Genomic DNA, 23,781 nt, shown 5'->3' with positions numbered 1-23,781 from the left:
TTCATCAACCGGCCAGTTGCACCAGCGCAACGTACGTACCGGCGCCAGCAAGATAACCGAGGAAGGCCAGGCCGGTGATGCGCTTGAGGTACCAGATGAAGTTGATCTTCTCCATGCCCATGGCCGCAACGCCTGCCGCCGAGCCGATGATCAGGCAACTACCGCCTGTGCCGGCGCAGTAGGCGAGCATCTCCCAGAAATTGCCGTTGATGACGAATTTGCTAAGCCAGGGCAGCTCGTCGACGTCGGCGAGGCTGAGCATCTCGGGGGTAACCAGCGGGTACATCTTCATGGCGCCCGCCACCATTGGCACGTTGTCCACCACGGCTGACAGCAAGCCGATGGACATCGCGATGCTGTAGACATTGCCCAGGCTGTCCTTGAGCAGCGTGGCGACCTGAATAAGGTGCCCGGCGCTCGACAACGCGGAGACGGCCAGCAGAATGCCGAGAAAGAACAGCACGCTGGTGATGTCGATACGGCGTAATACGCCGACTACCGACAGTGGGTCCTTTTCTTCACTGTTCTTGCTGCGATGGATCACCTCGGTCACCACCCATAGCAGGCCGAGACCGAAAAGGATGCCCATATAGGGGGGCAGATGGGTGATGGTCTTGAAGATCGGCACGAAGATCAGCGCCCCCAGGCCCAGGCCGAACACCAGATTACGCTCGAACGGCGTGGTCGGGTCGCGGCTCTCGGGGCTTTCCTGGAGCGGCGGCTGCTGGATCTCACCGCGCAGCCTGAAGCTCAACAGGATCAGCGGTGCCAGCAGGCAGGCCAGGCTGGGCAGGAACAATTGGGAAATGATGCCGGTGGCGCTGACCTGGCCGCCGATCCACAGCATGGTCGTGGTCACGTCGCCAATCGGCGACCAGGCGCCGCCAGCGTTCGCGGCGATCACCACGATGCCGGCGTAGAACCAGCGTTCGTGCCGGTCGGCGATCAGCTTGCGCAGCAGCGAAATCATCACGATGGTGGTAGCCAGGTTATCCAGTGCTGCGGACAGGAAAAAAGTGATCAGACCCACCAGCCACAGCAGATGCACACGCTTGTTGGTGCGGATGCGGTCGGTGATCACCTTGAAACCTTCGTGGGCATCGATCAGTTCGACGATGGTCATGGCGCCCATGAGGAAGAACAGAATCTCGGAGATCTCGCCGAGGTGATGGCGCAGCTCCTCGACCACACGATGGGTATTGGTGCTTGAACCGGCGGTGCCTGAACCGATCATCGGCATGATGCTGTCGGCACCCAGCACCAGCAGCGTCCAGGCCACCACGGCGGTAAGCAGCGCAGAGGCGGCCTTGTCGATCTTCAGCGGATGTTCAAGGGCGATGCACAGGTAACCAAAAACAAAGATGACAGCCATCAACGCATACATGGTGGGTCCGCCTGATTTTTTATGAGTGTTGAGGTCGGTAGGCGGGGGAAGATGCCTGAAACACCTTGAAAAAGGAAAGCGCTAAATGCCGTACTGAGGAGCTTGCGTCGCTCTTAGGTAAGCGCCTCCCGAACCGGTAGGCGATGGTGCACTTCGCTGCATCGTTCGGGCGCGCCTGCTAAGCGCGACAGGCTTGTCGCCGCCGCCCCGTTTGCAGCCGCCGACCCAAACGCCGCGCAAAAAAAGACCCGCGCCTGTGAGGGCGCGGGTCGCTGTGTCGCGTGCGGATTTACAGGCTGGCGATCTTGCTGCGCTGCTCGACCAGATTGGCCAGCGCCTGCTCGGCCTCGGCCAGCTTGGCGCGCTCCTTCTCCAGTACTTCGGCTGGCGCCTTGGCAACGAAGCCCTCGTTAGCCAGCTTGCCGCCGACCCGCTTGACTTCACCTTCCAGGCGCTGGATTTCCTTATCCAGGCGCGCGAGTTCGGCTTCTTTGTCAATCAGCCCGGCCATCGGCACCAGGACCTGCATGTCGCCGACCAGTGCGGTGGCGGACATCGGTGCCTCTTCGCCGGCTGCCAGTACCTTTACCGACTCGAACTTGGCCAGCTTGTTGAGCAGCGGGGCGTTGTCGTTGAGGCGGCGCAGGTCTTCGCCATTGGCGTTGGCGAGGATCACGTCGATGCGCTTGGCCATGGAGATCTTCATTTCGCCACGGATCTGCCGCACACCGAGCATCAGCTGTTTGACCCACTCGATGTCGCCTTCGGCCGCCGCGTCGATTCGGGCCTCAACGGCCACCGGCCAGGGTTGCAGCATCAGCGTTTCACCGCTGACCCCGGCCTGGCCCTTGATGCGCTGCCAGATCTCTTCGGTAATGAACGGCATGAACGGGTGCGCCAGACGCAGGATTACTTCCAGCACGCGCACCAGGGTGCGGCGGGTGCCGCGCTGGCGTTCGATCGGGGCGTTCTCGTCCCACAGCACGGGCTTGACCAGCTCCAGGTACCAGGCGCAGTACTCGTCCCAGACGAATTCGTACAGGGCTTGAGTGGCCAGGTCGAAGCGGAAGGCGTCGAGGTGGCGGGTGACGTCCTGCTCGCAACGCTGCAGCGCGGAGATGATCCAGCGATCAACCGGCGACAGGTCAACGGATTCGCCATTCACACCGGTGTCTTGGCCATCGGTGTTCTCGATGACGAAATTGGCGGCGTTCCACAGCTTGTTGCAGAAGTTGCGGTAACCCTCGACGCGGCCCATGTCGAACTTCACGTCGCGGCCGGTGGTGGCCAGCGAGCAGAAGGTGAAGCGCAGGGCATCGGTGCCGTAGCTGGCGATGCCTTCTGGGAACTCGGCCTTGGTCTGCTTGGCGATTTTCTCGGCAAGCTTGGGCTGCATCATGCCGCTGGTGCGTTTCGCCAGCAGGGTCTCGAGGTCGATGCCGTCGACGATATCCAGGGGGTCGAGCACGTTGCCCTTGGACTTGGACATCTTCTGGCCCTGGCCGTCGCGCACCAGACCGTGCACATAAACGGTCTTGAACGGAATCTGCCCGGTCAGATGGGTCGACAGCATGATCATCCGGGCGACCCAGAAGAAGATGATGTCGAAACCAGTGACCAGCACGTCGGTGGGGTGGAACGTCTTCAATGCTTCGGTCTGCTCGGGCCAGCCGAGGGTGGAGAAGGTCCACAGGCCGGAGCTGAACCAGGTGTCGAGCACGTCGTCGTCCTGGCGCAGCGGCCGGTCGCCGAGGTTGTGCTTGGTGCGAACTTCGTCCTCGTCGCGCCCGACGTAGACGTTGCCTGCACGGTCGTACCACGCCGGAATACGGTGGCCCCACCACAGCTGACGGCTGATGCACCAATCCTGGATATCACGCATCCAGCTGAAATACATGTTCTCGTACTGCTTGGGCACGAACTGGATGTCACCGCTCTCGACCGCGGCGATGGCCTTTTCGGCCAGTGGTTTGGTCGACACGTACCACTGATCCGTCAGCCACGGCTCGATGATGGTGCCGGAGCGATCACCCTTCGGCACTTTCAGGGCGTGGTCGTCGATCTTTTCCAGCAGGCCGAGCGCATTGAAGGCGGCAACGATCTGCTTGCGTGCTTCGAAACGGTCCAGGCCGGCATATTCGGCAGGCAGGCTGGCATCGAGCAGGGCGTTGACGCTGCCGTCGATGTTGAAGATCTGCGCACCCGGCAGTACCGCTGCGTCCTGGTCGAAGATGTTGATCAGCGGCAGGTTGTGGCGCTTGCCGACTTCATAGTCGTTGAAGTCGTGGGCCGGGGTGATTTTCACGCAACCGGTGCCGAATTCCGGGTCGCAGTAATCGTCGGCGATGATCGGAATGCGACGGCCCACCAGCGGCAGCTCGACGTAATGGCCGATCAGCGCCTTGTAGCGCTCGTCTTCCGGGTTCACGGCAACGGCGGCATCACCCAGCATGGTTTCCGGGCGCGTGGTGGCGACGATCAGGTAGTCATTGCCTTCGGCGGTCTTGTGGCCGTCGGCCAGTGGGTAGCGCAGGTTCCACAGATGGCCTTTCTCGTCGTGGCTTTCGACTTCCAGGTCGGAGATGGCGGTGTGGAATTTGGTGTCCCAGTTGACCAGGCGCTTGCCGCGGTAGATCAGGCCGTCCTCGTGCAGGCGCACGAAGGCTTCCTTGACCGCTTCGGACAGGCCGTCGTCCATGGTGAAGCGCTCGCGCGACCAGTCTACCGAAGAGCCCAGGCGACGGATCTGGCGGGTGATGTTGCCACCGGATTCGGCTTTCCAGTCCCAGACCTTGTCGAGGAATTTCTCGCGGCCGAGGTCATGGCGATCGATGCCCTGAGCGCCGAGTTGGCGTTCCACCACCATCTGCGTGGCGATACCAGCGTGGTCGGTGCCTGGCTGCCACAGGGTGTTGCGACCCTGCATGCGGCGAAAGCGGATCAGCGCGTCCATGATCGCGTTGTTGAAACCGTGGCCCATGTGCAGGCTGCCGGTCACGTTCGGCGGCGGGATCATGATGGTGTAAGGCTCGCCGGAACCCTGCGGAGCGAAGTAGCCCTTCGCCTCCCAGTTTTCATACAGCGCGGTTTCGATGGCGTGGGGCTGGTAGGTCTTGTCCATGCGCGGCGGGACCCTTATGGCGTCTGATCGGAAAAGCCGAGCAGTATAACCAACCGCCAGGCAGTTTTCCTCCGCTCTCGAGGCTATCGGTCGAGCGGAGGTGGGCGATGCGTCATCGTTGAGGCTGTGGTGGTGGGCGGCCGCTTTTGATCAGCGGCGTGGCGGCAGCAGGCGATGCAGGCGTGCCTGCAGGCGACGTTGGAGTTCAGCTTCGATCTGCGGCACGAAATCATCGATCACGTCTTGCAAAAGCAGCTGGGCAGCCGCGCGCAGTTCGCTGTCGAGGCGGTTGATTTCGTTGTCACGGCCGATGGCGCGCTGCACTGTCTGGCGCAGCTCGTGTTCCGACGCCATGCCGGTTGCAGTGCCAGCGGCGACGTGCGGGCGCGGGCTGGCCACGGTATGGGCGGCCGGGACTATATCGGAGAGCAGCGGAATATCGTCGGGATCGAATTTTTCGGTCAGCAGGGGCGGATCGAGATCATCATCCAGCAGCTCGCGAATCGACTCTAGATCGTTCAGCAAAGCGCCAGGCTTGTGCGGTGGTTTCAGGTTGTCCATGGGGGGCTTTTACAGTTCGACACGTTTGGGATCATAGCCCCGTTGACGGTAGCTGCGGAAATTCTCCCGGCAGGCGGTCAGCAGGTCAGGTTCCTGGTTGACGATCTCGATCACTCGGCTGAAGTGCTCGATGTGCGGGCTGAGCGTGCTGCCCAGATTGATCAGCACGCCCTGAGTTGCGTCGGGCGTTTCGTCGATACCAATCACCACAGGTGATTTGGGGTCATCCTGGTGCAGGTCGTGAGGGATGAAGCTTTCTTGGCGAGCGTGCCAGAGCATGTCGTCGAGCTCGGTACATTGCGCAGCGTTGCTGCCGCGTAGAAACACCGGCAAGCCATGGCGCCAGGCTTTGCCGGCAAGCTGGCAGGCGGCACGCAAGCGCTCCGCCGTGGTGTTCGACGACAGTACGTAGAATTCTATTCGGGGCATGAGGGTATCTGCGGATATCCAGCGAGCAGCGCGACAGGGGTGGCGCGCTGCTCGCAGTAATCAGCGTTGCTCCTGCTGCAGACGGTCAAGCAGGTATTGCGTCAGCAACGGAACAGGTCGGCCGCTCGCGCCCTTGTCTTTGCCGCCGCTGATCCAGGCGGTACCAGCAACGTCCAGGTGCGCCCATTTATACGACTTGGTGAATCGCGACAGGAAGCAGCCGGCGGTAATGGTGCCGGCCTTGGGGCCGCCGATGTTGGCGATGTCGGCGAACGGGCTGTCCAGTTGTTCCTGGTATTCCTCGTACAGCGGCAGCTGCCAGGCGCGGTCATCAGCCTGGCGTCCGGCAGAAAGAATGTCCTGCACCAAGTCGTCGTCGTTGCCCATCAGTCCCGATACATTGCTGCCCAGCGCGACGATACAGGCGCCGGTCAGGGTGGCGATATCAATCACCGCTTGCGGCTTGAAGCGTTCGGCATAGGTCAGGGTGTCGCACAGCACCAGGCGGCCTTCGGCGTCGGTGTTGAGAATTTCAACGGTCTGCCCGCTCATGGTGGTGACGATATCGCCAGGGCGGGTGGCGTTGCCGCTGGGCATGTTCTCGGCACAGGCGAACAGACACACCAGGTTGATCGGCAGCTGCATTTCCAGCACCGCGCGCAGGGTGCCGAACACGCTGGCAGCGCCGCACATGTCGTACTTCATCTCATCCATGCCGGCGGCCGGTTTGATGCTGATGCCACCGGTATCGAAGGTAATGCCTTTACCAACCAATACGTAAGGTTGTTCGGTTTTCTTGGCGCCCTGATAGTTGAGGACGATCAACCGCGGTGGCTGGTCGCTGCCCTGGCCTACGGCAAGGAACGCACCGGCGCCAAGCGCCTGCAGCTTCTTCTCGTCGAGAATCTCGACCTTTAGGTTCTTGTGCGCTTTGGCGAGGTCCTTGGCCTGCTCGGCCAGGTAGCTGGGATGGCAGATGTTCGGCGGCAGGTTACCCAGGTCCTTGGTCAGCGCCATGCCGATCGCGATGGCGCGAGCCTCGACAGTGGCGCGCTCGACATCGGCGACGTTGGCCTTGTCGGTGATCACGGTGATTTTTTTCAGTGCGCTCGGTGTGGCTTTCTGGCTCTTGAAGCGGTCGAACTGGTAGCCGGCGTCGGCCAGGCTTTCAACTAGCAGGCGGGTCGTGCCGTAGGCGTCACGGTTTTTTACCTGAGCATCCTGCAGGGCCAGCACGGCATCGCTGCCACCGAGATTTTTCAGCACGCCGTAAACCGCCGCGATCAATTTACGCAGCTGGCGGTCAGACATTTCGGCGTCTTTGCCGGTGGCTACCAGCAGTACGCGCTCGGCCTTGAGGTTCGGCAGGCTGTGGGCCAGCAAGGTCTGGCCGGGCTTGCCGGCCAGGTCGCCACGCTTGAGCAGCGCGCTGATGGCGCCGCCACTGGCAGCGTCCAGCGCTTGCGCGGTTACGCCAAGGCTGCCGCCTTCGCCAACAGGGACGACCAAAGTGGCGGTTTTCAGTGTTTCCGGGCGAGCGCTTTTGACAATAAATTCCATGCGTGGTGTCCCCAAGACAACGAGTCGCGAATACAGGATAATGACGACAATTTTTTCGGCCGGTTCGCTAAATAAGCGTACTAGCATGCAGTGCGGTTAGTTTGAGCACAGCCGCCTGAGCCTGACAACCCTGGAGTGTCTGTTTGATCGTCTTCCGATATTTGTCCCGAGAGGTTCTGACTACCTTGAGTGCGGTGAGCGCCGTGCTGCTGGTAATCATCATGAGTGGCCGCTTCATCAAGTACCTGGCCCAGGCGGCTCAGGGGGTGCTTGACCCAGGTGTCCTGTTCCTGATCATGGGTTTTCGTCTGCCCGGCTTTTTGCAGCTGATCCTGCCGCTGGGGCTGTTTCTGGGTTTCCTGCTGGCGTACGGGCGGCTCTACCTGGACAGCGAGATGACCGTGCTGTCGGCGACCGGCATGAGCCAGCAGCGGCTGTTTCTGTACAGCCTGGCGCCGGCGACGGTGGTTGCACTGTTGGTGGCGTGGCTGAGTATGGGGCTGGCGCCTCAGGGCGTTTCCCAGGTCGCGAAGATCTTCAACGAGCAGGATGCGTTGACCGAGTTCGACACGCTGGTACCAGGGCGCTTCCAGTCGATGCGCAACGGTTCGCGGGTCACCTATACCCAGGAACTCTCGGAGGATCGCACCGAGCTGGGTGGTATTTTCATCTCGGACAAGCGCCTGTCTCGTGACGGTGACAAGGATCGCGGCATTACCGTGTTGGTGGCAGAGAGCGGCCGTCAGGAAGTGCAGGCTGATGGTAGCCGTTACCTGATTCTGGAAAACGGCTATCGCTACGACGGCAATCCCGGCCAGGCCGATTATCGCGTGGTGCAGTACGACACCTACGGCGTGCTACTGCCCAAACCCTCGGTTGCCGCCGATATCAGTGAGCGAGAAGCCATTCCCACATCGCAGCTATTCGGTAGCGAAGAGCCGCGTCTGCAGTCTGAATTGCAATGGCGACTGTCGATTCCTTTGCTGGTGTTCATCGTGACCTTGATGGCGGTACCGCTGTCGCGGGTCAATCCACGTCAGGGCCGTTTCCTCAAGTTGCTGCCGGCCATTCTGCTGTACATGACCTACCTCGGGTTGCTGGTAGCGGCACGCAGCGCCCTCGACAAGGGGCGCATTCCGCCGGCAGTCGGGTTGTGGGGCGTGCACCTGTTGTTCCTGCTGATCGGGCTGGGGCTGCTGTATTGGGAGCCGTTGCGTCTGAAGCTGGTAAGTCGTCGGGAGAGCGCTCGTGGTTAAGCTGGATCGTTACATTGGCGCTCAGGTGCTGTTCGCCATCCTGGCTGTGCTCGGCATCATCGTCGGCCTGGCCCTGCTGTTCGCATTCATCGATGAGCTCGGCGATATAGAAGGCAGCTACGGCATCGGCGATGCCCTTTGGTATGTCTTTCTCACCGCGCCGCGGCGTATCTACGACATGCTGCCGATGGCCGCGCTGGTCGGCTGCCTGATCGGTCTGGGCACATTGGCCAGTAACAGCGAGCTGACCATCATGCGTGCGGCCGGCGTGTCCATCGGGCGCATCGTCTGGGGCGTGATGAAGCCCATGCTGGCGCTGATGCTGGTCGGCATTCTGATCGGTGAGTACGTCGCCCCGTGGAGCGAGAATCAGGCCCAGGCCGGGCGCGCCATGGCTCAGGGGGCCGGCGAGGCGCAGACCGCCAAGCGTGGTATGTGGCACCGTCAGGGCCAGGAATTCGTGCACATCAACACCGTGCAGCCCAACGGCGTGTTGTTCGGCGTGACGCGTTATCGCTTTGATGACCAGCGTCGTCTGGAGTCGTCCAGCTTCGCTCGCCGCGCGACTTATGAAGGTAGCTACTGGGAGCTGGAAGACGTGGCCACCACCCGCTTCCTCGAGGGCAAAACCGAAGTGGCCAAGGCGCCGAGCGAGCGCTGGGATATCGAACTCAACCCGCAGCTGCTCGGTACGGTGGTGCTGGAGCCGGAAGCGCTGTCGGTCAGTGGCTTGTGGCGCTACATCCATTACCTGAAAGAGCAGGGGCTGAATAACGGCCAGTACTGGCTGGCCTTTTGGACCAAGGTACTGCAACCACTGGTAACGGCTGCACTCGTGCTAATGGCGATTTCCTTCATCTTCGGGCCGTTGCGCTCGGTCACCCTGGGTCAGCGCGTGTTCACTGGCGTGCTGGTCGGCTTTGTGTTCCGCATCGCTCAGGATCTGCTCGGGCCGTCGAGCCTGGTGTTCGGTTTCTCGCCGCTGTTTGCGGTGCTGATTCCGGCAGCGATCTGCGCGGTGGCGGGCGTCTGGCTGTTGCGCCGAGCCGGCTGATCAATCCCGCCTTCTCCCATCTGGCGGGAGAGGGCGGGGCGTCACCTTTTTTCATGTACCTTCGCTGACTCGAAGCGTCACTCTCGCTACTTGCGGTGGGCGTTTTTCGGCAGCTGGACGGTGAGGCTGTTCGAATAACGGTCATGCCAACTGCGTTTTTTCTTATCGACGAGTATCCACAGGTAGCCCAGCCCCAGGGCCAACCCCGCGGGAATCGCGACCAGAAAGCGCAGCAGTGCCTGCCAGGGGCTGATTGCCGTGCCGTCCGCATTCTGCACCCGTATTCCCCATACCTGCATGCCGAGCGTCTGTCCGTTATGCGTCCAGAACTTTGCGAAGAAGCCGAACAGACTGAATAGCAGCAGGGTGGAAAGCAGCGGATCGCCGTCCAGCGTGCCGGCTTCTGACCACTGCCTTAGCTGTGCCTCGCCGTAGATACCCATCTGAATCAGCTTGTAGACGAACGCCACGACGATCAGCAGCGCTATGCACAGGAAGCTGTCGTACAGCACTGCCGCCAGGCGGCGACTGAGGCTGGCTGCAGGGAAGTCGCCCTGAGGGCGCAGGACGTGTCTGGGCATGGAAAACTCGAGGCAGGGGCGGAAAGGAATATTAATTCACAGGCATAAAAAAACCCCTGATATGCATCAGGGGTTTTTCGAGCAGCGGCTTATTCCTGGACTTGAACCTGGTCAGCCTGCATGCCTTTTTGACCTTGTACAGCAACGAAGCTAACTTTCTGGCCTTCTTTCAGGCTCTTGAAGCCGTTGCCTTCGATAGCGCGGAAATGTACGAACAGATCCGGACCGCTTTCTGGAGTGATAAAACCAAAACCTTTCTCGTCGTTAAACCACTTGACGGTACCGTTCTGACGATTCGACATGTCTCATTTCCTTGGAACTAGAGTTGATGACAGCCTCCTTGTATAGAGGACTGAAGACTGGTTGCAAGGAGTGTTGGAAGTCGAGCGGGATGTAGCGGATCTTGATCGATCTACTGCATCAGGTCACGATTTTCGGCGACCCATGCAAACACAGTGGCTGAACTCTACGCTAACTTCGGAGCAAATGCCAACCCCTCGGGCACGCATAATCCCACGTAATACTCGCGAGGCTCTGAAGGTGCTTTCAAGTTGGTTTTTTGTAATGGCTAGTTGATAGTGCGAAGAGGCGTCGCGCAGCACAGCTTTGGTGCGAACTGTCACAAGTAAGTAACAGCTGGAAGATATATGGTGCCCCGGGGGGGACACTCCCCACGGCGGGCAGCATTCTGCACATTATTGCAGTTGCGTGCAAGTGCCGGTTTAGCTGGGGTTGGTGCCAATCGCCGTAGTACAAGCTCGGGCGGTTAAATGCAGTTGCGTGGTACTGTTTACGCCATTTTTACGCCAAGGGAGCTATGTGCGTGGCGTCATTTAGGAAGCGCAGTGGCGGATGGCGGGCTGAGGTTGTAAAGAAGGGCATCAGGGATTCGCAAACATTCCCCACCAAGGCTCAGGCACAGGCCTGGGCGACCCAGCGAGAGGCTGAGATTCTGGCCGGCGTGCCAGGCAACGTGGCTGGCGTGAATTCGAGTCTTTCAGATGCTCTGATGCGTTACAAGCGCGAGGTGTCTCCCTCCAAGGCGGGGCAGCGTTGGGAAGAGATTCGTCTGGACAAGCTAAATAGAGAGCTTTCGTTCGTTGGTTTGCGCATTGGTGACGTTACCGTCGACCAGATAGCTGAATGGCGTGATGCATCCCTGAAAACATTGAAGCCGCCAAGTGTGCGGCGCGAGATGACATTGCTTTCGTCGGTGTTCGAGATCGCCAAGACAGAGTGGCGTTGGTGCTCGAACAACCCAGTTCGGGATGTGAAGCGCCCAGGTAATGGTCGTCCTCGTGATCGCCGGCTATCCGCCGATGAAGAGCGCCGCCTGCTGGAGCGCTTCGGATATGTGGAAGGGGCGGCGCCTGAAACGTTGATGCAGGAGCTGGCCTACGCCTTCCTGATTGCCTTGGAAACCGCCATGCGGCAGGGAGAGATCCTGTCACTGAGCAAGGCCAACACCTTTCTGCCGCAGCGCTACGTGCGCCTGGACATAACCAAGAACGGTGATAGTAGGAATGTGCCGCTGAGCCGCCGTGCTGCTGAACTGATCGGTGTGCTGGTCGAGTCGGCCGGTGCGAGCGGTGACCTGTTCAGGCTGGAGAGCGGTTCAGCGGATTCGATGTTCCGGCGTGTGCGTGACGAGCTGAAGATTGATGGGTTTAGATTCCATGACACTCGGCATGAGGCGATCACTCGGCTGGCTCGCAAGCTGGAGCTGCTCGATCTGGCTCGGATGACTGGCCACAGAGACCCACGTTCGTTAATGGTGTACTACAACGCAACGGCCACCGAGGTGGCCAGTCGGCTGGATTGATCAAGCGGCCTTGCGGCGAGCCCGACCGGAGGGAAGTTTGGAGCGGTTCTGACGTGCCCAGGTGATCACCTCACCGGCGAACCAGCGTTTAACCGCTCTGGCTCCGGTGAGGCATGGCTGCAGCGGTGCCGGGAATTCCGGACGGGTTACCACTCGCCGCTCGATGGTGTAGGTGGCCAGCTTCAAGTAGTTGGCAATGTCATCCGATGTCCACAGCTCGTCATCCTGATTTACTCGCGGGCCGCTTAGCTGACTGACCAGCGCCTTAATGGCGTCGATCAGTTCGGATGGTTGCGTGTTCTGATCGGGCGCCATTAGCGTTTCCTCCCCTTGCTGCGATTCTTGCGGGTGCCGCCGTGGGCTGTTGCTCGCCAGCTGACGAAGGTGGCCAGGTTGCCGGCTTCGTTGCCGAGGTCGTCGATGGTGGCGTCCATGATTGCGTAGAGCTCGTCGTAGCTGGCTTTTTGGATGATCTTGGTGCTCTCGACGAGCGTGCGACCGTCCGGGGTTTTGATCAGGTACTCGACAGCCCAGCGCATTGGCTTGCGCGGGATGTTGCCAGTTAGGATTGCGCCGCGGCCCTCTGGCAGTTCAGTGCTGTGGAAGATGGTGCAGGTCATGCTGCACCGCCTTCTGGCATTGCCAGCACCGTGCCCACTGGGTAGTAGTCGTGTGGGCCCATGTCCGGATGAGCCTCGGCGTTATGGTCGCGAATCTCCGTCCAGCGCTTCTCGTCTTTGAGTTCACGCAGCGCTATGCCCATGACTGATTCGCCCGGGTTGGTGGTGTAAGTGCGCTGCGGCACGAGCTCGGCCGGGATAAGGGCGACTGGGCCCAGCTGCATGCTCACGATTGCGCGCATGGCTGCAGTGAGCATGTCGCGAGCTTTGTGCCCGCACCGAATGCCCGCCTCAAGGTAGCTTGCTCCGTTGCATTGGAAGTCCAGGTGCAGACGTTCGCGTCGGCCGTGTTTCACGAGCAGCGGCCAGGCTTGCGCTGCATCCTGCTCAGGCCACCACCGAATAGCGCGGCCGCTGATGTTGGCAAACACGCCAGGTGCGCTGCCGTACTGCCCGGGCTTTATGTACATGTCCAGCCCCTCGGCAGTGCCGACCGCCCAGGCAAGGGAGCCGGCGGTGAGGGTGGAGGTTTGCACTTCGGTGAGCTGGGTCATGCTGCCTCCTTACGGTAAAGGTCGATCAAGTCGGCGGCGTTTGCGGCGATCAGATCTTCGGATTCGCAGGGGCTGACGCTGTTTCCGATCAGGCGGATCTGGTCTTGATTCTTGACCGCCTTCCACTCCAGCTCCCCGGTGGTTGGGTTCTCGAACAGGCCGCGGTCGACGATGTAATCCGGGTCGAAGCCTTGGGCGATTTTGAGTTCGGTGGGCTTGAGCATGCGCAGTGTGAAATCGACCAGCACGTAGTCGCCCAACACCACGAGGTCTACCGGCTCTGGGAAGTGCTCGGGGAGGTGCTTGTGCAGGAAGGCAGCACACTTGCTTGCCTTGGCCATCAACTCGGGCGGCAGTATCGAGGTAGGAATCTGCTGCACAGTTACCAGAGCCATGCGATCCCGGGTCGGTACCGTGTGCATGGGCTCACTCATGCCTTGCCATTGCCCTCCGGTGCTGTAGAACTTCACCAGGTAGGCGCTGGCCAGCCGCTGGTTGGAACCGGCTTGGGTTATGGTGCTGAGCGGTGCATTCGCTGCACGGCCGTCACCGGTATAGAAGCCTCCGTTGGCCTGCTCGAAGTGACAGGCCGCCATGGCGTGGTGGCCGGAGTTGGTGGTGATGGCGTTGACCGGCGCCGTCATTGCGCTGCCCACCGAACCTTTGCGCAGTGTGACCATCGCCGCGGTCGCCAGGGCGAAGTGCCCGCCTTTGACGTGGGCTACCTGTGTACGCAGTGGCTCGGCCACGCTGAAGGTGCGCTGATGACTGGCGTTGGCGAATTCGGTCAGGTTGGCAGCTGCGATATGGTCATCGTCCATCGCTACCAGGTATGGCTTATCGGCCATAACGGTGTGGCGCCAGAAGCCCTTCGCCACTCGGCGGCAGGTGTTGTCGACGTGCGGCTTTGTGCGGTCGATCATGCTTTTTCCCAGGTCGCTCCAGTCAATGCACTCGGCGGCAGTGCGCCACGGCAGCTGGTTTGCCTTGGGTTTTTCGTGACGCTTGGGCTGTGTCCAGATGATGGGGCGGCCATCAGTACGGCCAATCATGAACAGGCGTTTGCGGATGGTGGGTGCTGCTGCGTTGGATGCGCGGCGCTCGCGCCATTCCACATTGCAACCCAGTCCGCGTGCCAGCGCACTTTTCGGCACTCGGGGGCCTAGGGCTTTGAGGATATCTGGCATGTCCGGGTGATCATCAGTCAGGCCTGTAGTCAAGCAACTGATGAACGCTTTGAAGGTGCGGCCTTCCTCGGCTTTGATCGGTTGGCCGTGGTCGTCCAGTGGGCCCCATTTCTGGAATTCTTCGACGTTCTCGAGGAAGAACAGGCGAGGGCGGGTGAGGTAGACCCAGAGCACCACGACCCAGGCCAGCGAGCGCACTTGTGGGCTGCGTGGGGCGCTGCCTTTTGCCTTGCTGAAGTGGCGGCAATCAGGCGAGGCCCACAGAATGCCAACAGGTTGGCCGCCGGTGGCCTCCAGTGGGTCTACGTCGAACACGTCGGTGATGTAGGTCTTGGTGGTGGGGTGGTTCGCCTTATAGACGGCAATCGCCACCGGGTTGTGATTGATGGCGATATCCGGATCGCGGTAGGCCTTGCGTCCGCCGCTGCTCGCACCTCCGAGTCCGGCGAAAAGGTCGACGTACAGTTCTTTGGTGAACGGTAGGCGCTGCTGACTGACAGCAATGTGCTTGTTGAAAGCTGTCATGCTGCACCCCGCTGGACATAGTGGCGAGGCGCCTGCAAGCTCGGCGTATAAAGAACGGCAAGGAGCCTAGAGGGATGAGTTGGTTTCCGGTATCGCACTCCATGAAGGTGGCTAGTGTTTGGGGTATATGGGCATTCATCGCCATAGGCTCTTTGGGATGGGCTTTGTTCGTAGTACTTGCCCACTTTGACGCTTTGGATAACGCACATGGATGGGTGCAGGCGGTGGGATCTATTCTGGCGTTGATAGTGGCAATTGTGGTGCCATATCGGCTTAGGATTGATGACGCCATGACTAGGGACTACGCACACGGAATGCGCCTTTACACCGTCATTTGGGAGGCGCTGGAGATCACTGAACAGCTCTTGAGGCAAGAGCGCGAGCATCAAGCAGCAAGGCTTCAGAGAGAAATGGTTCAAGAGGTTATTGGGCATCGCATCGAGATTGCTCTGTCTCGCTCTCGACAAGTGCTGCAGCGTGACGTGGACTTTTACCAGCGAATATTCCAAAGGGCCGCAACCAACTTGGATGACGATCTGAGCGACCAACGCCACAAGATCGCGGCAAAGTTCCGTTTTAACCTCTCGGTGCTCATAAGTTCTCTGTCCGTCCGGGTCAACGGCACACCGGATGCTGGGCTGTTGAGAATATTGGAGAGCGCGCACGAAAATTTTGGAAGCGATCTCGTAAAACTTGTTGGGGTCAGTCCGCAGCTCGAAGGGGCGATGGGCTGACTTTTGGGCGCGGCGCACGCCTGACAGGGGGTATGCCTCGCCTCGCTGGACATAGTGGCGAGGTGCCTGCAAGCTCAGCTCCGCAAAACATGACTGGAGCGGGCGATGCGCGGCAAAGTAATACCTTACAAGTCTGTAGCCATTGCTCTGATCAAGCGGCCCTGGTTCTTTCCGATGATGATCATTCTTTTGTTCATCGCCGTGTTCGGTGCGACATATGCGCCATGGGGCGCGGATGCTGCTCCTGCATGGGTTCAGGCGGTAGGTTCTGTCGCTGCGATCATTGCGGCGTGGCTCATACCCCAGCTCCATGATCATCACCGTGAGAAAAAAAACCGTGAAGACGTGATTGCTTCTATTCACTGGGTAGCAGTGATGGGCAAGAACAATCTTCAAGCTCTTATTGGCGTTATCGAGCGATCTGAAGTTGGTTACCTTAAATTCTGGAAAAGCACGAGCAGCGGTGCCGATTTCAAAATCCTTCTGGATGCTGCCAACGCCGTTCCGCTCACAACTTTCAGTGGGAGCGATATTTCTTACGTTATTAATCTGAGGCAGGCTCTCAGTTTCGGTGACGAGTGTGCGGAGGTTCTTCGAAACTGGACTGATGGAGAGGCTCCTTTGCTTGCTGGAGCTTTTCCGAAAATCAATAACTTGACCCACCATGCTCACCAGATCGACTGGGTATTGGAGCAGCTTGCAGGTATGGCCGATGCTGCTGGGCGCATTACGAAGGCCTCCACTCATGCCTGAACCCTCGAGCGATGCGTGGTGCTCAGCAGTGACATCAACCGCTGGAAGTACCGATCGCGGGCTTCCTCTGCACTCCATGGTTTGATGTGCCACGCGGGCAGTTCGATGCCCTGGATGCAATCCCAGGCGTCGGGGTGGGCGGGCATGAGGTCGCGGCGTTCGACGGCGAGTAGGTACATGTCGACCTCTTTCACCTGGTCGGGCAGTTCCGGTTCGAGGTCGAAGCGTTCGCAGATGGCGAGCCAGACGCGGCGTTCGATGGTGGCGTACACATCATCGATGTGGAGAGCCGCCGCGTACTTGCGCATTTCAACTTTGATTGGGCGCACCATGTCGCCCACGTATGCCTCGGTGGCGTCGTGGAGCAGGGCGTGGAGTTGGTGCTCTGGCTCTACCAGATCGGCTGCAAGGTAGCAGTGCTGGGCGACTGAGTAGTGCTTTCCGGTGTGGCCGTTGAAGCGGCACAGCCGGGCCAAGCTGAAGGCGATGTCGGCCGGGTGGATCATTTCCGCAGTGGGGGCGAGCAGCTCGAAGCGGATGCCCTGGTTGGTGAGAATCCAAGTCATGGCTGTTGACCATCCGTGCTGGTTTGGGAGGATGTGTCGCGCATGACCTGAATAGCCCTGAGCATTACTGCCTTTTCAGTCTTTGGCATTGGAACCAGTCCCAGACCCGCCTCCAGGTGTGCAAGGCCAAATAGCGTTGATTCGCCCAGCAGGCCGGCCAGGGCTTCGCGGAGCTGCAGAATTGTTTGCTCGGCTTCACGCATCGGGTGCTTAGGGCATTGGCGGATGTGGTCGGTGAGTACCTGGTCGCCAGCTGCTGGGGTGCCCTGCGGGTATTCGTGGGCGCAGTAGACGCAGGTGAGAACCCTTATTTCTGTGCTCTCCAGCGTTGCCAGCACGTAGCCCGTAACCAGCTCGTGGTCGAACGGCACGGTGAAGCCGGCGGCGTTGCGGTGGCCACCGCCGCCGTAGGTTTTGGCGATTTCGGATACGTCCAGGCCTTCATCGGTGCTGCGCAGGGAGAAGATGCGGCCCTTGGGGGTGTCGCTGTAGACGGCGGCGAAGGGTTCGCCCTGGGTCAGCGCGTGGCCTGCGTCGCTGGCCATGAAGTAGGGGGCGTTGAGGGCTGGCACGTCGTGGCCGCCGATGGTTAGGCGGCGGGCGTTCTTGAGCTGGTCGGCGAGGTCTTTGGCGTGTTTGCGCTCGATGGTTTCGCCTGCCTGCCAGTGACTCTGCATGGGCATGTCCATTAGCCGATCCCACACCTCGAAATCTTGTGGGTAGCTGAAGACGTTGGCCATGATTGGGCGCGTGTTGGCTAGCTCGAAGCGCCACAGGTCACGATCCTCAATGTGGTTGATCAGCGCTGGCCGGTCGCTGGCGAAGAAGTAATCCCAAGCCAGGCCAGCCCCGCTCCGGTTCATGTCGAACACGGCGCCCAAGGGCTGCTGCCACTCGAGCCATTCAGCGTAGTGGGCTGGGGCCGGCGGGATCTGGGCCAGATCTTCGGCGGCGGTTTTGTGGTGGTCGAGTATCAGTACCGAACGGGCCGACTGGGCCAGTTGCAGAAGCTCGGGCAGTTTGTAGGAGAAGTCGACAATGATCACGTCGCGGTCTTCTACATCGGGTGCTGGGGCGCCGTAGCTGCCTGGGTGAAACTCGACGTTTGCAGGGCCCAGGGCGACGCGTACGACCCAGGCGGCGCCGAAGCCGTCGGCGCAGTTAGCGTGGTAGATGCAGAGGGTTTTCATGCTGCGGCCTCCTGCTTGGCGACGTGCTGCATGGCCTCGTCGTAGCTCATGACCGAGCGGAAGCCCATATTCTTGGCTTCGTCGTGGTAGGTCAGGTAGAGGGTGTGCTGTTTGTCCAGCGCGTCGCCGGGCTGCCAGTTGTCGACGATCTTGCTGAGCCCTAGGGCCTTGGCAATGCGGGCGGCGTTGAGGGTTTTGCCGCAACCCTGTGGGCCTTGGACGATCACGGATCGCTCGGTACCGGCTGTTGCTTGGGTTGGGTCAGCGGCGACGGCCTGGGGTGCCAGGGCTGCCAGGCGACCCACTATGGCACTGAGCTGGACTTTAACCGCCAGGGCGTCGCGTTCGCCCTGGGGGTTGCCAAGGGTGCCGTGAGCAATTGCGGCGGGCCTGAGTTGAGTGATAGCGCGCTTCACCCACAACAGTTCGTTCTCGCTCAGGGCGCGATGGGCGAACAGCTTCACGCGGGCGTCAGCGTCCTGGCTGATGGATTCCAGGGCGTGCTGGTGATCGCGTACCAGGTTCAGGCGCTGGCCCTTGAGGCTGATGATTTCCAGCGCCTGGGCGTTGACGCTGTGCTTCAGCTCGTCGATTACGGGTTGGCGGGCTTGGCTGCATGCGCTGTAGCCCTGGGCGCGAATGCGTGCTTTGGTGGTGCGGCTGACCACCAGGTGGATGGCGATGCCGATAGCCAGGCCGGCGATCAGGCCGATGGCGAGTATTTGAATGGTCGGGTGCATGTGCTGTGCCTCTGTGCTGTGGTGGAGGCCGGCGTGGTAGGCGCCGGCCGGTGTTGGTTGGGCTTACTTGCCGAGGGCAAAGGTGCCGATGGTGAGCGGTACCAGGCCGCCGATTTCGCTGCTCAGTACGTTCTTGAATTCGTCGGCGAACTCTTCGCGTTGAGCTTCTTCACCGACCCAGCGGAGCTTGAGCACGGGGGCGTTCTCGCCGGTGATGACGGACAGGCGCAGGCTGATCAGCGTTGGCTGGAGGCCCTCGTACGGCACGGTGGTGAAGCTGAAGCTGGTGGGCAGGGTTTCCTGGCTCTTGGCTTCGATTTCATCCATGGCGCTGCGGCGCTCGGAGACGTCGCCGACGGAGCTGTCGCGCTGGCTGGTGGCTTTGATGGTCATGTGGCGGATGCCCGCGATGGCCTGCACGATGTTCAGGCGAGCGTCCCCGGCACTGGCTTCGAGGTTGCGTGCCCAGTCTTCCAGCCATTCGGCCAATTCTTTTTGGCTGAGGCGCTTGCCCACGATGGCCTCGACGGCTTTGAACGCGGCGGTACGCTTGAGGGTGATGCTGGCCGTGTCATCGGCGTGCCCGGCCAGATCCGGCGTGCCCAGGTTGAACACCACTTCAGCGCTCATGCTGTCCTGATTGACGAAGCCCGCCGGCGCGATGGCGTCGGCATCGTCCAGATGTTTGGTGACGTAGTTGGAGAAGTCGCGGATGGAGTGGGTGCTCAGTGCGCCGCGGAAGCGATAGCGGGTGGCTTCGTGCGCTTCCAGGGTTTGCAGGCGTACGGCTTCAGGCAGCACGGCCAGCTGAGCGCCGCCAGCGAGCTCAATGCGGGCGTTGGCAGCGGCCAGGGCTTGGGCTTCGATGTGTTGCAGGGTTTCTTTGCTGAACATGGGTTGATTCCTAGCTATTCAATTAATGGGTACGGCGGTGGTTGCGGCTGTGCTGCGGATCAGTCGCGGGCGTGAACCGGCGTGTCTTTCTCTTTGAAGAGCTGGGCGGTGGGGTTGGTCTGGAACAGCTGCAGGCCTTCTGGGGTGACGTAGAGCGGCGTGTCGAGGGTGGTGTCTTCGCGCTTCTTGCCGCGTTTGGTGGGCTGGGCGTAGTCCAGCTTGTGGCTGACGTTCACCTGGTTGCTTTGGGCGATCTGCTTGAGCTTGAAGGTAAGGGTGACGGTGCCCTCTTTGCCGTGGTCGACCACGCCCGCGGCGACATCGGACAGAGCGCGGCCCAACTGCTGGGCGAACACGCCCGCGTTAAGTGAGTTGATGAACTCGGTGCTATCGGTTGCTTTCATGGTGCTGTGCCTCTCGGTTGCTGGCCTTGGTGGGGCCGGTTATGCCGCGTTGGCGGCGTGTTCTGCCTGGCGGTCGAGCCAGGTGGCGAGCTGGGGCAGGTAGATGACCCAGGGGCTGCGCTTGGAACTGGCGTCCAGCTGCCAGAGCTGCAGGTGCAACTTGCCTTCGCGGATTTTGCGGCGCAGGTGCTGCACGCTGCTGATGTGCGGTAGGTGGTCGGCCAGCAGCTGCTCGGCGGTGATGTAGTTGGCCGCGTAACGTTGGCGCAGTTGCTCCAGCGTGGTGATGGCTGGCTGCGGGTTTGGCGGTGTCATGCCTTGGCCTGCGGTGGTTCGAAGCGGGTGGCGACCAGTTGCACGAGGCCTTCGATGGTTTTGCCGCGTTGGCGGTGAACCACTTCGCCTGCGGCGTTGGTGATGATTGCCAGGTATGGCGCTTGGTCATTGGCCTCCAGCGACACGTAGGGCAGGTGGCCGCGTGGTGTAACGCGCACCAGCTCGGCGTAAAGCCGGCCGAGCTCTTCGCGGTGCGGGTAGGCGGCATTGAGGCGTTGGATGGCCTCAACGCTGGTGGCGAGAAGCGTCTGCCCGCTGAGGGCGGTGGGGTGCTCGACGTGCACGCTGGCCAGCTTGAGGGCGCCGATGGCGTGGCTGATTGGGCTATTGCTCATGCTGGGCTCCCTGCCTGACGCGGCGGCATTGTGGTAACGGTTATGCCGAGCTGCTCGGCCAGCCAGGCCACGCCGGCTTCGGTGGTCATGACCACGCCGTAGTGGCTGTAGGTTTGGAAACGCTTGTTCCAGCGGCTACGCGGGTCGACGAACAGGCGGCCCTCGGTGCGCGGGCCAATGAGCAGCTCGCCAGCGTTGGTGAGCAGGCGCAGTTCACGCAGGCGTGCCCGCAATTCGCGGTCACGCAGGCCCAGTACCTGGGCTGTGGCTTTGAGGTCGCGGTTCATGGCGGTTCCCTCAGGCTGCTATCAGCTGCTGGATGTGCTCGGCGAGCGAGAGGTAGACGTCTTGCGCGCTGCCGCTGACCAAGTGCGTGCGGGCGCCGTGCACGGCAATGCCAGTGCGCAGGCTCTGATTCTCGCTGGCGTGAACGGTGACGACCGTGCCGCTGCTGAGGGCGGTGTGCCCGCCAGTACGGCATACGGTGCGCAGGGTGCGCTCGTCGCAAGTGGTGAGCTGGATGGTGCCGCTGCTGGCCGCAGGCTCTGCTTGGCTGGCGGTTTCGATACGGCCGTTGGCGACATCTTCGATAAACGTCACCGCCGCCTTGAGGTAGCCCACTTGGCCCGGTGCCAGCTTGATCTCGCCGGTGGTTTCGCCTGCGGCGATACGGAGCCGAACCATGTGGTCAACGAGCTCGACGTTGATGTCCATGCTCAGTTGCTGATTGGGATCGCCGACGCGGGCCAGCTTGATCACCGCGTTGCCACCGAAGTTGAGAGCGCCGCGGAGTACGCCCAGGGAGAGCGATGTGATGAGCAGGATCATGCCGCACCCCCTTCATAGCCGCTGAAGTCTTCAAAGGCGGGCAGGGTGGTGCTGCGCAGTTGTGGGCGGCCGCAGACGATCATCACCAGTTGGCCGGTAGCCTGCTGGATGCTGCGAACGATGGTGGGGTTAGATGCGGCTGCCGGGTGGATGACCACCGGGCAGCGGGGTTTGCTGTGCTGTGCCTGATTCATTGCCGTACGCCCTTGGTAGGTGGGTACGGCAGAGATTATCCCTGTCGGGTATTGGAGTAAATACCTATCGGGTATTTTTTAGAGTTGATCGAATCGCCATGTCGCCTTGCCTACGATCATCCAGGTATCGTCAATTTCTTGGATGCGCGGCTTGAAGTCTTCGTTGAGGGCGAACAGGAATAGCCTGCCGTCTTCTTCGATCAGCTTCTTAAAAGTGCCGGCGGTGTGGTCGGCTTTTTTGGCGAACACGAAGTCGCCGGCCTTCCACTCAAGAGAGGGCTCGATAAGCACCTTGTCGCCGCTCCAGAATTTGGGCTGCATGGAGAAGCCGTCGAGCTTGAGGATGAAGGCGTTGGGTGTAGGGTTGCCGGGTGCGTCAAGCCATTCTTCGGCTGTGCCAGGCTGGTAAAGATCGATGATATCCATAGCTGCTCCCGCGGCTGTAACGCCTACGACCGGTAGCTTCCCTTTAGGTATGCCAACAGGCCAGGCATCGACCTTGTACGTACCTGCGCTTGCCGCCAGCGTCAGTGCTGTGGCGGGTATGTCGAGGTCGTATGGGCTCAGGCCGAGCACCTCCTCGATCTGTCGAGCCATGTCATCGCCAATACCCTTGTGGCGAGTAGGCCCCGCAAATTGGCCTACCTGGCTGGTTTCTTTTTCAAGCTGTCGCGCCAGTTCGGCCACTGAAAGGGGGCGCGTGCCCATTTCGCGGCGCAGGTTGGCGTGACGGATTTCGGGAATGGTGGGTAATTTTTTCATCCTTGAATTTTCGCCTATCGGTTACCTGATGGGTAAGTGCCCGTTGGCTATTGCAAAGCAATACCCGATGGGTAAGAATCTGCGTCAGAGGTGACCCATGAAACTCAGTGATTACATCCGTTCAATCGATAATCCCAAGGCGCCGGAGGGCAACCCGCTCTGCGAATACGCGCAGCGGTGCAACGTGACCATCGGATACATGAAAGTTCATGTGCTGTACGCCCGGAAAGAACCACGCTTCCGGCTGTTGCTCGCATTGGCTCATGAAAGCCAAGGAGCAGTGAGCATCCCGGAGGTTCTCCAGCATTTCGGTGTGGCCGAGGAGCAGTTGCTCTACTCGGGCTCGCAAGCCGCATGAATCACCCCACCCCTGGCACAGCAGATTAGTAATACGGGGGGTGGCGCCGGCTCAGGTGAGCTACCAACGAGCCAGAGCCGGCACCGGGCAAGTAGCCCAAGAGCAACAAACCTGACGCCTCGGCGGCAGGTGAAATAGAGGCCAAAACACAGGGCGTTCCTCGTGAAAGTTCAACCCTGGTTTCGGCGTTCCGGTTGAGCGGCTACCAACCGCTCCGCCTCAACATCCAACACCCCGAGGCACAGCAATGACTGAGGGTGTTGGGCGCTGTAGCCATAGAATAGGGGATACCCCGACGCCGTGGCTATGGTAGTTCGCGGGGTTTACTACCAATGAGCACAAGCACAGCAACAACGGGTGGGCCGGTGCGCTCGCTCGCGGCGGCGATCGATCTGGATTGCCGCCACTTCCACGGCGGCCACACGGCCGTTTGCGCCATCCTCGAGGAGCCTTATGGCCCTTTCCAGAAGCGCCTCTCCAGTTCCTACCCTGAGCACCACCTGAACACGATGCAGCTTGCCCGCGTGGTTGAGCTTGCCCGCGGCCCGGCCGTGCGTGAGTGGTTCGAGCAGGTGTATGGCGTGGTGACGTACCAGCCAAAGCCGGTGCAGGCCAGCCAGGATGCGCTGCTGCAGCTGAGCCGCCTGCTGGAGAAAGAGGGGAAGTTCGTCGGCAGCCTGGTGGGTGGCGCGGCCGACAACCAGTGGAACGCTGCCGAGGTGGCCACGCTGGAGGAGCACGGCTATGCGCTGATCGGCAAGCTGCTGGGCATCATGGCCGGCGCGCGCGAAGCGATGGAGGGCCGCAGCCATGGCTGATGACCTCGACCTCGCGAGCGAGCGGGAAGAACAGATGCGGGCCGGGGCGATCCTGGCCCTACAGCGCAAGCAGGCGCCGGCTTACACGATCAGTGCTGAATACTGCGATGACTGCGGTGTGGCTATTCCAGCAGCGCGGCGCCTGGCAGTACCAGGCTGCGAGCGTTGTGTGTACTGCCAAGCGCGCAGGGAGGTGCGGCGTGCCTAAGCACCAC

The 23,781-nt window shown here is 60.9% G+C and carries 30 protein-coding genes; 8 read left to right on the top strand and 22 right to left on the bottom strand.

Annotated elements, in window-relative coordinates; translation table 11 throughout:
• Positions 1 to 4 precede the first annotated feature (4 nt).
• The 5 genes from nhaD to BLS60_RS05410 form a co-directional block, all read right to left on the bottom strand.
• Positions 5 to 1,384: a sodium:proton antiporter NhaD gene (gene nhaD / locus BLS60_RS05430; protein ID WP_070883343.1), complete on the bottom strand. Its 1,380-nt coding sequence runs from the start codon at positions 1,382 to 1,384 to the stop codon at positions 5 to 7.
• A gap of 289 nt (positions 1,385 to 1,673) precedes the next feature.
• Positions 1,674 to 4,505, bottom strand: a complete 2,832-nt coding sequence (locus BLS60_RS05425; protein WP_092365660.1) for a valine--tRNA ligase — start codon at positions 4,503 to 4,505, stop codon at positions 1,674 to 1,676.
• 150 nt (positions 4,506 to 4,655) lie between these two features.
• The gene (locus BLS60_RS05420; RefSeq protein ID WP_092365657.1) at positions 4,656 to 5,066 is read right to left on the bottom strand and encodes a DNA polymerase III subunit chi; all 411 of its coding nucleotides are present in this window, start codon (positions 5,064 to 5,066) and stop codon (positions 4,656 to 4,658) included.
• Between the two features lie 9 nt (positions 5,067 to 5,075).
• Positions 5,076 to 5,495, bottom strand: a complete 420-nt coding sequence (locus BLS60_RS05415; protein WP_092365654.1) for a DNA polymerase III subunit chi — start codon at positions 5,493 to 5,495, stop codon at positions 5,076 to 5,078.
• 60 nt (positions 5,496 to 5,555) lie between these two features.
• The gene (locus BLS60_RS05410; protein ID WP_092365651.1) at positions 5,556 to 7,055 is read right to left on the bottom strand and encodes a leucyl aminopeptidase; all 1,500 of its coding nucleotides are present in this window, start codon (positions 7,053 to 7,055) and stop codon (positions 5,556 to 5,558) included.
• A gap of 143 nt (positions 7,056 to 7,198) precedes the next feature.
• Between BLS60_RS05410 and lptF the strand changes: the two genes are divergently transcribed.
• The gene (lptF, locus tag BLS60_RS05405) at positions 7,199 to 8,311 is read left to right on the top strand and encodes an LPS export ABC transporter permease LptF (protein WP_070883338.1); all 1,113 of its coding nucleotides are present in this window, start codon (positions 7,199 to 7,201) and stop codon (positions 8,309 to 8,311) included.
• Entirely contained in the window at positions 8,304 to 9,365 is a 1,062-nt protein-coding gene (gene lptG, locus BLS60_RS05400; protein ID WP_070883337.1) for an LPS export ABC transporter permease LptG, read from the top strand. The genes lptF and lptG overlap by 8 nt, the downstream gene beginning before the upstream one ends.
• An 86-nt stretch (positions 9,366 to 9,451) precedes the next feature.
• Here lptG and BLS60_RS05395 read toward each other — a convergent pair whose 3' ends face one another.
• Together BLS60_RS05395 and BLS60_RS05390 are read right to left on the bottom strand one after the other, a co-directional pair.
• A complete protein-coding gene (locus BLS60_RS05395; protein WP_092365648.1) occupies positions 9,452 to 9,946 on the bottom strand; it encodes an RDD family protein in 495 nt (164 codons plus the stop codon).
• 89 nt (positions 9,947 to 10,035) lie between these two features.
• Complete coding sequence (locus BLS60_RS05390) at positions 10,036 to 10,248, bottom strand: cold-shock protein (RefSeq protein WP_010486675.1); 213 nt, start codon at positions 10,246 to 10,248, stop codon at positions 10,036 to 10,038.
• Positions 10,249 to 10,955: 707 nt separating this feature from the next.
• Between BLS60_RS05390 and BLS60_RS05385 the strand changes: the two genes are divergently transcribed.
• Complete coding sequence (locus tag BLS60_RS05385) at positions 10,956 to 11,768, top strand: site-specific integrase (RefSeq protein ID WP_244153366.1); 813 nt, start codon at positions 10,956 to 10,958, stop codon at positions 11,766 to 11,768.
• Here BLS60_RS05385 and BLS60_RS05380 read toward each other — a convergent pair whose 3' ends face one another.
• The 4 genes from BLS60_RS05380 to BLS60_RS05365 are packed head-to-tail and all read right to left on the bottom strand — an operon-like array spanning position 11,769 to position 14,654.
• The gene (locus BLS60_RS05380; protein ID WP_092365642.1) at positions 11,769 to 12,083 is read right to left on the bottom strand and encodes a hypothetical protein; all 315 of its coding nucleotides are present in this window, start codon (positions 12,081 to 12,083) and stop codon (positions 11,769 to 11,771) included.
• On the bottom strand, positions 12,083 to 12,388 hold the full coding sequence (locus tag BLS60_RS05375; protein WP_092365639.1) for a hypothetical protein: 306 nt from the start codon (positions 12,386 to 12,388) through the stop codon (positions 12,083 to 12,085). The genes BLS60_RS05380 and BLS60_RS05375 overlap by 1 nt, the downstream gene beginning before the upstream one ends.
• Entirely contained in the window at positions 12,385 to 12,942 is a 558-nt protein-coding gene (locus BLS60_RS05370; RefSeq protein ID WP_092365636.1) for a phage protein NinX family protein, read from the bottom strand. The genes BLS60_RS05375 and BLS60_RS05370 overlap by 4 nt, the downstream gene beginning before the upstream one ends.
• The gene (locus tag BLS60_RS05365) at positions 12,939 to 14,654 is read right to left on the bottom strand and encodes a DNA cytosine methyltransferase (RefSeq protein ID WP_092365632.1); all 1,716 of its coding nucleotides are present in this window, start codon (positions 14,652 to 14,654) and stop codon (positions 12,939 to 12,941) included. The genes BLS60_RS05370 and BLS60_RS05365 overlap by 4 nt, the downstream gene beginning before the upstream one ends.
• A gap of 74 nt (positions 14,655 to 14,728) precedes the next feature.
• On the opposite strand from BLS60_RS05365, the gene BLS60_RS05360 reads away from it, so the two are divergent.
• Both BLS60_RS05360 and BLS60_RS05355 read left to right on the top strand, forming a co-directional pair.
• Positions 14,729 to 15,388, top strand: a complete 660-nt coding sequence (locus tag BLS60_RS05360; protein WP_092365629.1) for a hypothetical protein — start codon at positions 14,729 to 14,731, stop codon at positions 15,386 to 15,388.
• Between the two features lie 105 nt (positions 15,389 to 15,493).
• On the top strand, positions 15,494 to 16,141 hold the full coding sequence (locus BLS60_RS05355) for a hypothetical protein (protein ID WP_092365626.1): 648 nt from the start codon (positions 15,494 to 15,496) through the stop codon (positions 16,139 to 16,141).
• On the opposite strand, the gene BLS60_RS05350 is transcribed toward BLS60_RS05355, so the two are convergent.
• The 11 genes from BLS60_RS05350 to BLS60_RS05300 all read right to left on the bottom strand — a co-directional run bounded on the left by BLS60_RS05350 (position 16,132) and on the right by BLS60_RS05300 (position 22,390).
• Positions 16,132 to 16,707, bottom strand: coding sequence for a phosphohydrolase (locus tag BLS60_RS05350; protein WP_092365623.1), 576 nt, complete (start codon positions 16,705 to 16,707; stop codon positions 16,132 to 16,134). The two genes, BLS60_RS05355 and BLS60_RS05350, sit on opposite strands and share 10 nt — an antisense overlap.
• The gene (locus BLS60_RS05345) at positions 16,704 to 17,897 is read right to left on the bottom strand and encodes a DHH family phosphoesterase (protein WP_167357650.1); all 1,194 of its coding nucleotides are present in this window, start codon (positions 17,895 to 17,897) and stop codon (positions 16,704 to 16,706) included. Before BLS60_RS05345 ends, BLS60_RS05350 begins: the two co-directional genes overlap by 4 nt.
• Positions 17,894 to 18,637, bottom strand: coding sequence for a hypothetical protein (locus BLS60_RS05340; RefSeq protein ID WP_092365620.1), 744 nt, complete (start codon positions 18,635 to 18,637; stop codon positions 17,894 to 17,896). Before BLS60_RS05340 ends, BLS60_RS05345 begins: the two co-directional genes overlap by 4 nt.
• A gap of 63 nt (positions 18,638 to 18,700) precedes the next feature.
• Complete coding sequence (locus BLS60_RS05335; RefSeq protein WP_092365617.1) at positions 18,701 to 19,531, bottom strand: DUF2303 family protein; 831 nt, start codon at positions 19,529 to 19,531, stop codon at positions 18,701 to 18,703.
• 59 nt (positions 19,532 to 19,590) lie between these two features.
• Positions 19,591 to 19,935, bottom strand: coding sequence for a hypothetical protein (locus tag BLS60_RS05330; protein ID WP_092365614.1), 345 nt, complete (start codon positions 19,933 to 19,935; stop codon positions 19,591 to 19,593).
• Between the two features lie 39 nt (positions 19,936 to 19,974).
• Positions 19,975 to 20,250, bottom strand: coding sequence for a pyocin activator PrtN family protein (locus tag BLS60_RS05325; RefSeq protein WP_092365611.1), 276 nt, complete (start codon positions 20,248 to 20,250; stop codon positions 19,975 to 19,977).
• On the bottom strand, positions 20,247 to 20,606 hold the full coding sequence (locus BLS60_RS05320; RefSeq protein ID WP_092365608.1) for a hypothetical protein: 360 nt from the start codon (positions 20,604 to 20,606) through the stop codon (positions 20,247 to 20,249). The genes BLS60_RS05325 and BLS60_RS05320 overlap by 4 nt, the downstream gene beginning before the upstream one ends.
• Complete coding sequence (locus BLS60_RS05315; RefSeq protein WP_092365605.1) at positions 20,603 to 20,893, bottom strand: hypothetical protein; 291 nt, start codon at positions 20,891 to 20,893, stop codon at positions 20,603 to 20,605. The genes BLS60_RS05320 and BLS60_RS05315 overlap by 4 nt, the downstream gene beginning before the upstream one ends.
• A gap of 10 nt (positions 20,894 to 20,903) precedes the next feature.
• Positions 20,904 to 21,434: a hypothetical protein gene (locus BLS60_RS05310; protein ID WP_092365603.1), complete on the bottom strand. Its 531-nt coding sequence runs from the start codon at positions 21,432 to 21,434 to the stop codon at positions 20,904 to 20,906.
• Positions 21,431 to 21,628, bottom strand: a complete 198-nt coding sequence (locus tag BLS60_RS05305) for a hypothetical protein (RefSeq protein ID WP_092365600.1) — start codon at positions 21,626 to 21,628, stop codon at positions 21,431 to 21,433. Before BLS60_RS05305 ends, BLS60_RS05310 begins: the two co-directional genes overlap by 4 nt.
• Before the next feature lie 78 nt (positions 21,629 to 21,706).
• Positions 21,707 to 22,390: a S24 family peptidase gene (locus BLS60_RS05300; protein WP_092365597.1), complete on the bottom strand. Its 684-nt coding sequence runs from the start codon at positions 22,388 to 22,390 to the stop codon at positions 21,707 to 21,709.
• A 97-nt stretch (positions 22,391 to 22,487) separates the two neighbouring features.
• Between BLS60_RS05300 and BLS60_RS05295 the strand changes: the two genes are divergently transcribed.
• The 3 genes from BLS60_RS05295 (at position 22,488) to BLS60_RS05285 (ending at position 23,774) form a co-directional block, all read left to right on the top strand.
• Entirely contained in the window at positions 22,488 to 22,748 is a 261-nt protein-coding gene (locus BLS60_RS05295; protein ID WP_092365594.1) for an isoprenoid biosynthesis enzyme family protein, read from the top strand.
• 332 nt (positions 22,749 to 23,080) lie between these two features.
• On the top strand, positions 23,081 to 23,566 hold the full coding sequence (locus tag BLS60_RS05290; RefSeq protein ID WP_092365591.1) for a hypothetical protein: 486 nt from the start codon (positions 23,081 to 23,083) through the stop codon (positions 23,564 to 23,566).
• Positions 23,559 to 23,774, top strand: a complete 216-nt coding sequence (locus BLS60_RS05285; protein ID WP_092365588.1) for a TraR/DksA C4-type zinc finger protein — start codon at positions 23,559 to 23,561, stop codon at positions 23,772 to 23,774. Before BLS60_RS05290 ends, BLS60_RS05285 begins: the two co-directional genes overlap by 8 nt.
• The last annotated feature ends 7 nt before the right edge of the window (positions 23,775 to 23,781 follow it).

This window comes from Phytopseudomonas seleniipraecipitans, from assembly GCF_900102335.1.
Classification (GTDB): domain Bacteria; phylum Pseudomonadota; class Gammaproteobacteria; order Pseudomonadales; family Pseudomonadaceae; genus Aquipseudomonas; species Aquipseudomonas seleniipraecipitans.
This window is presented reverse-complemented; position numbering and strand designations above follow the sequence as displayed.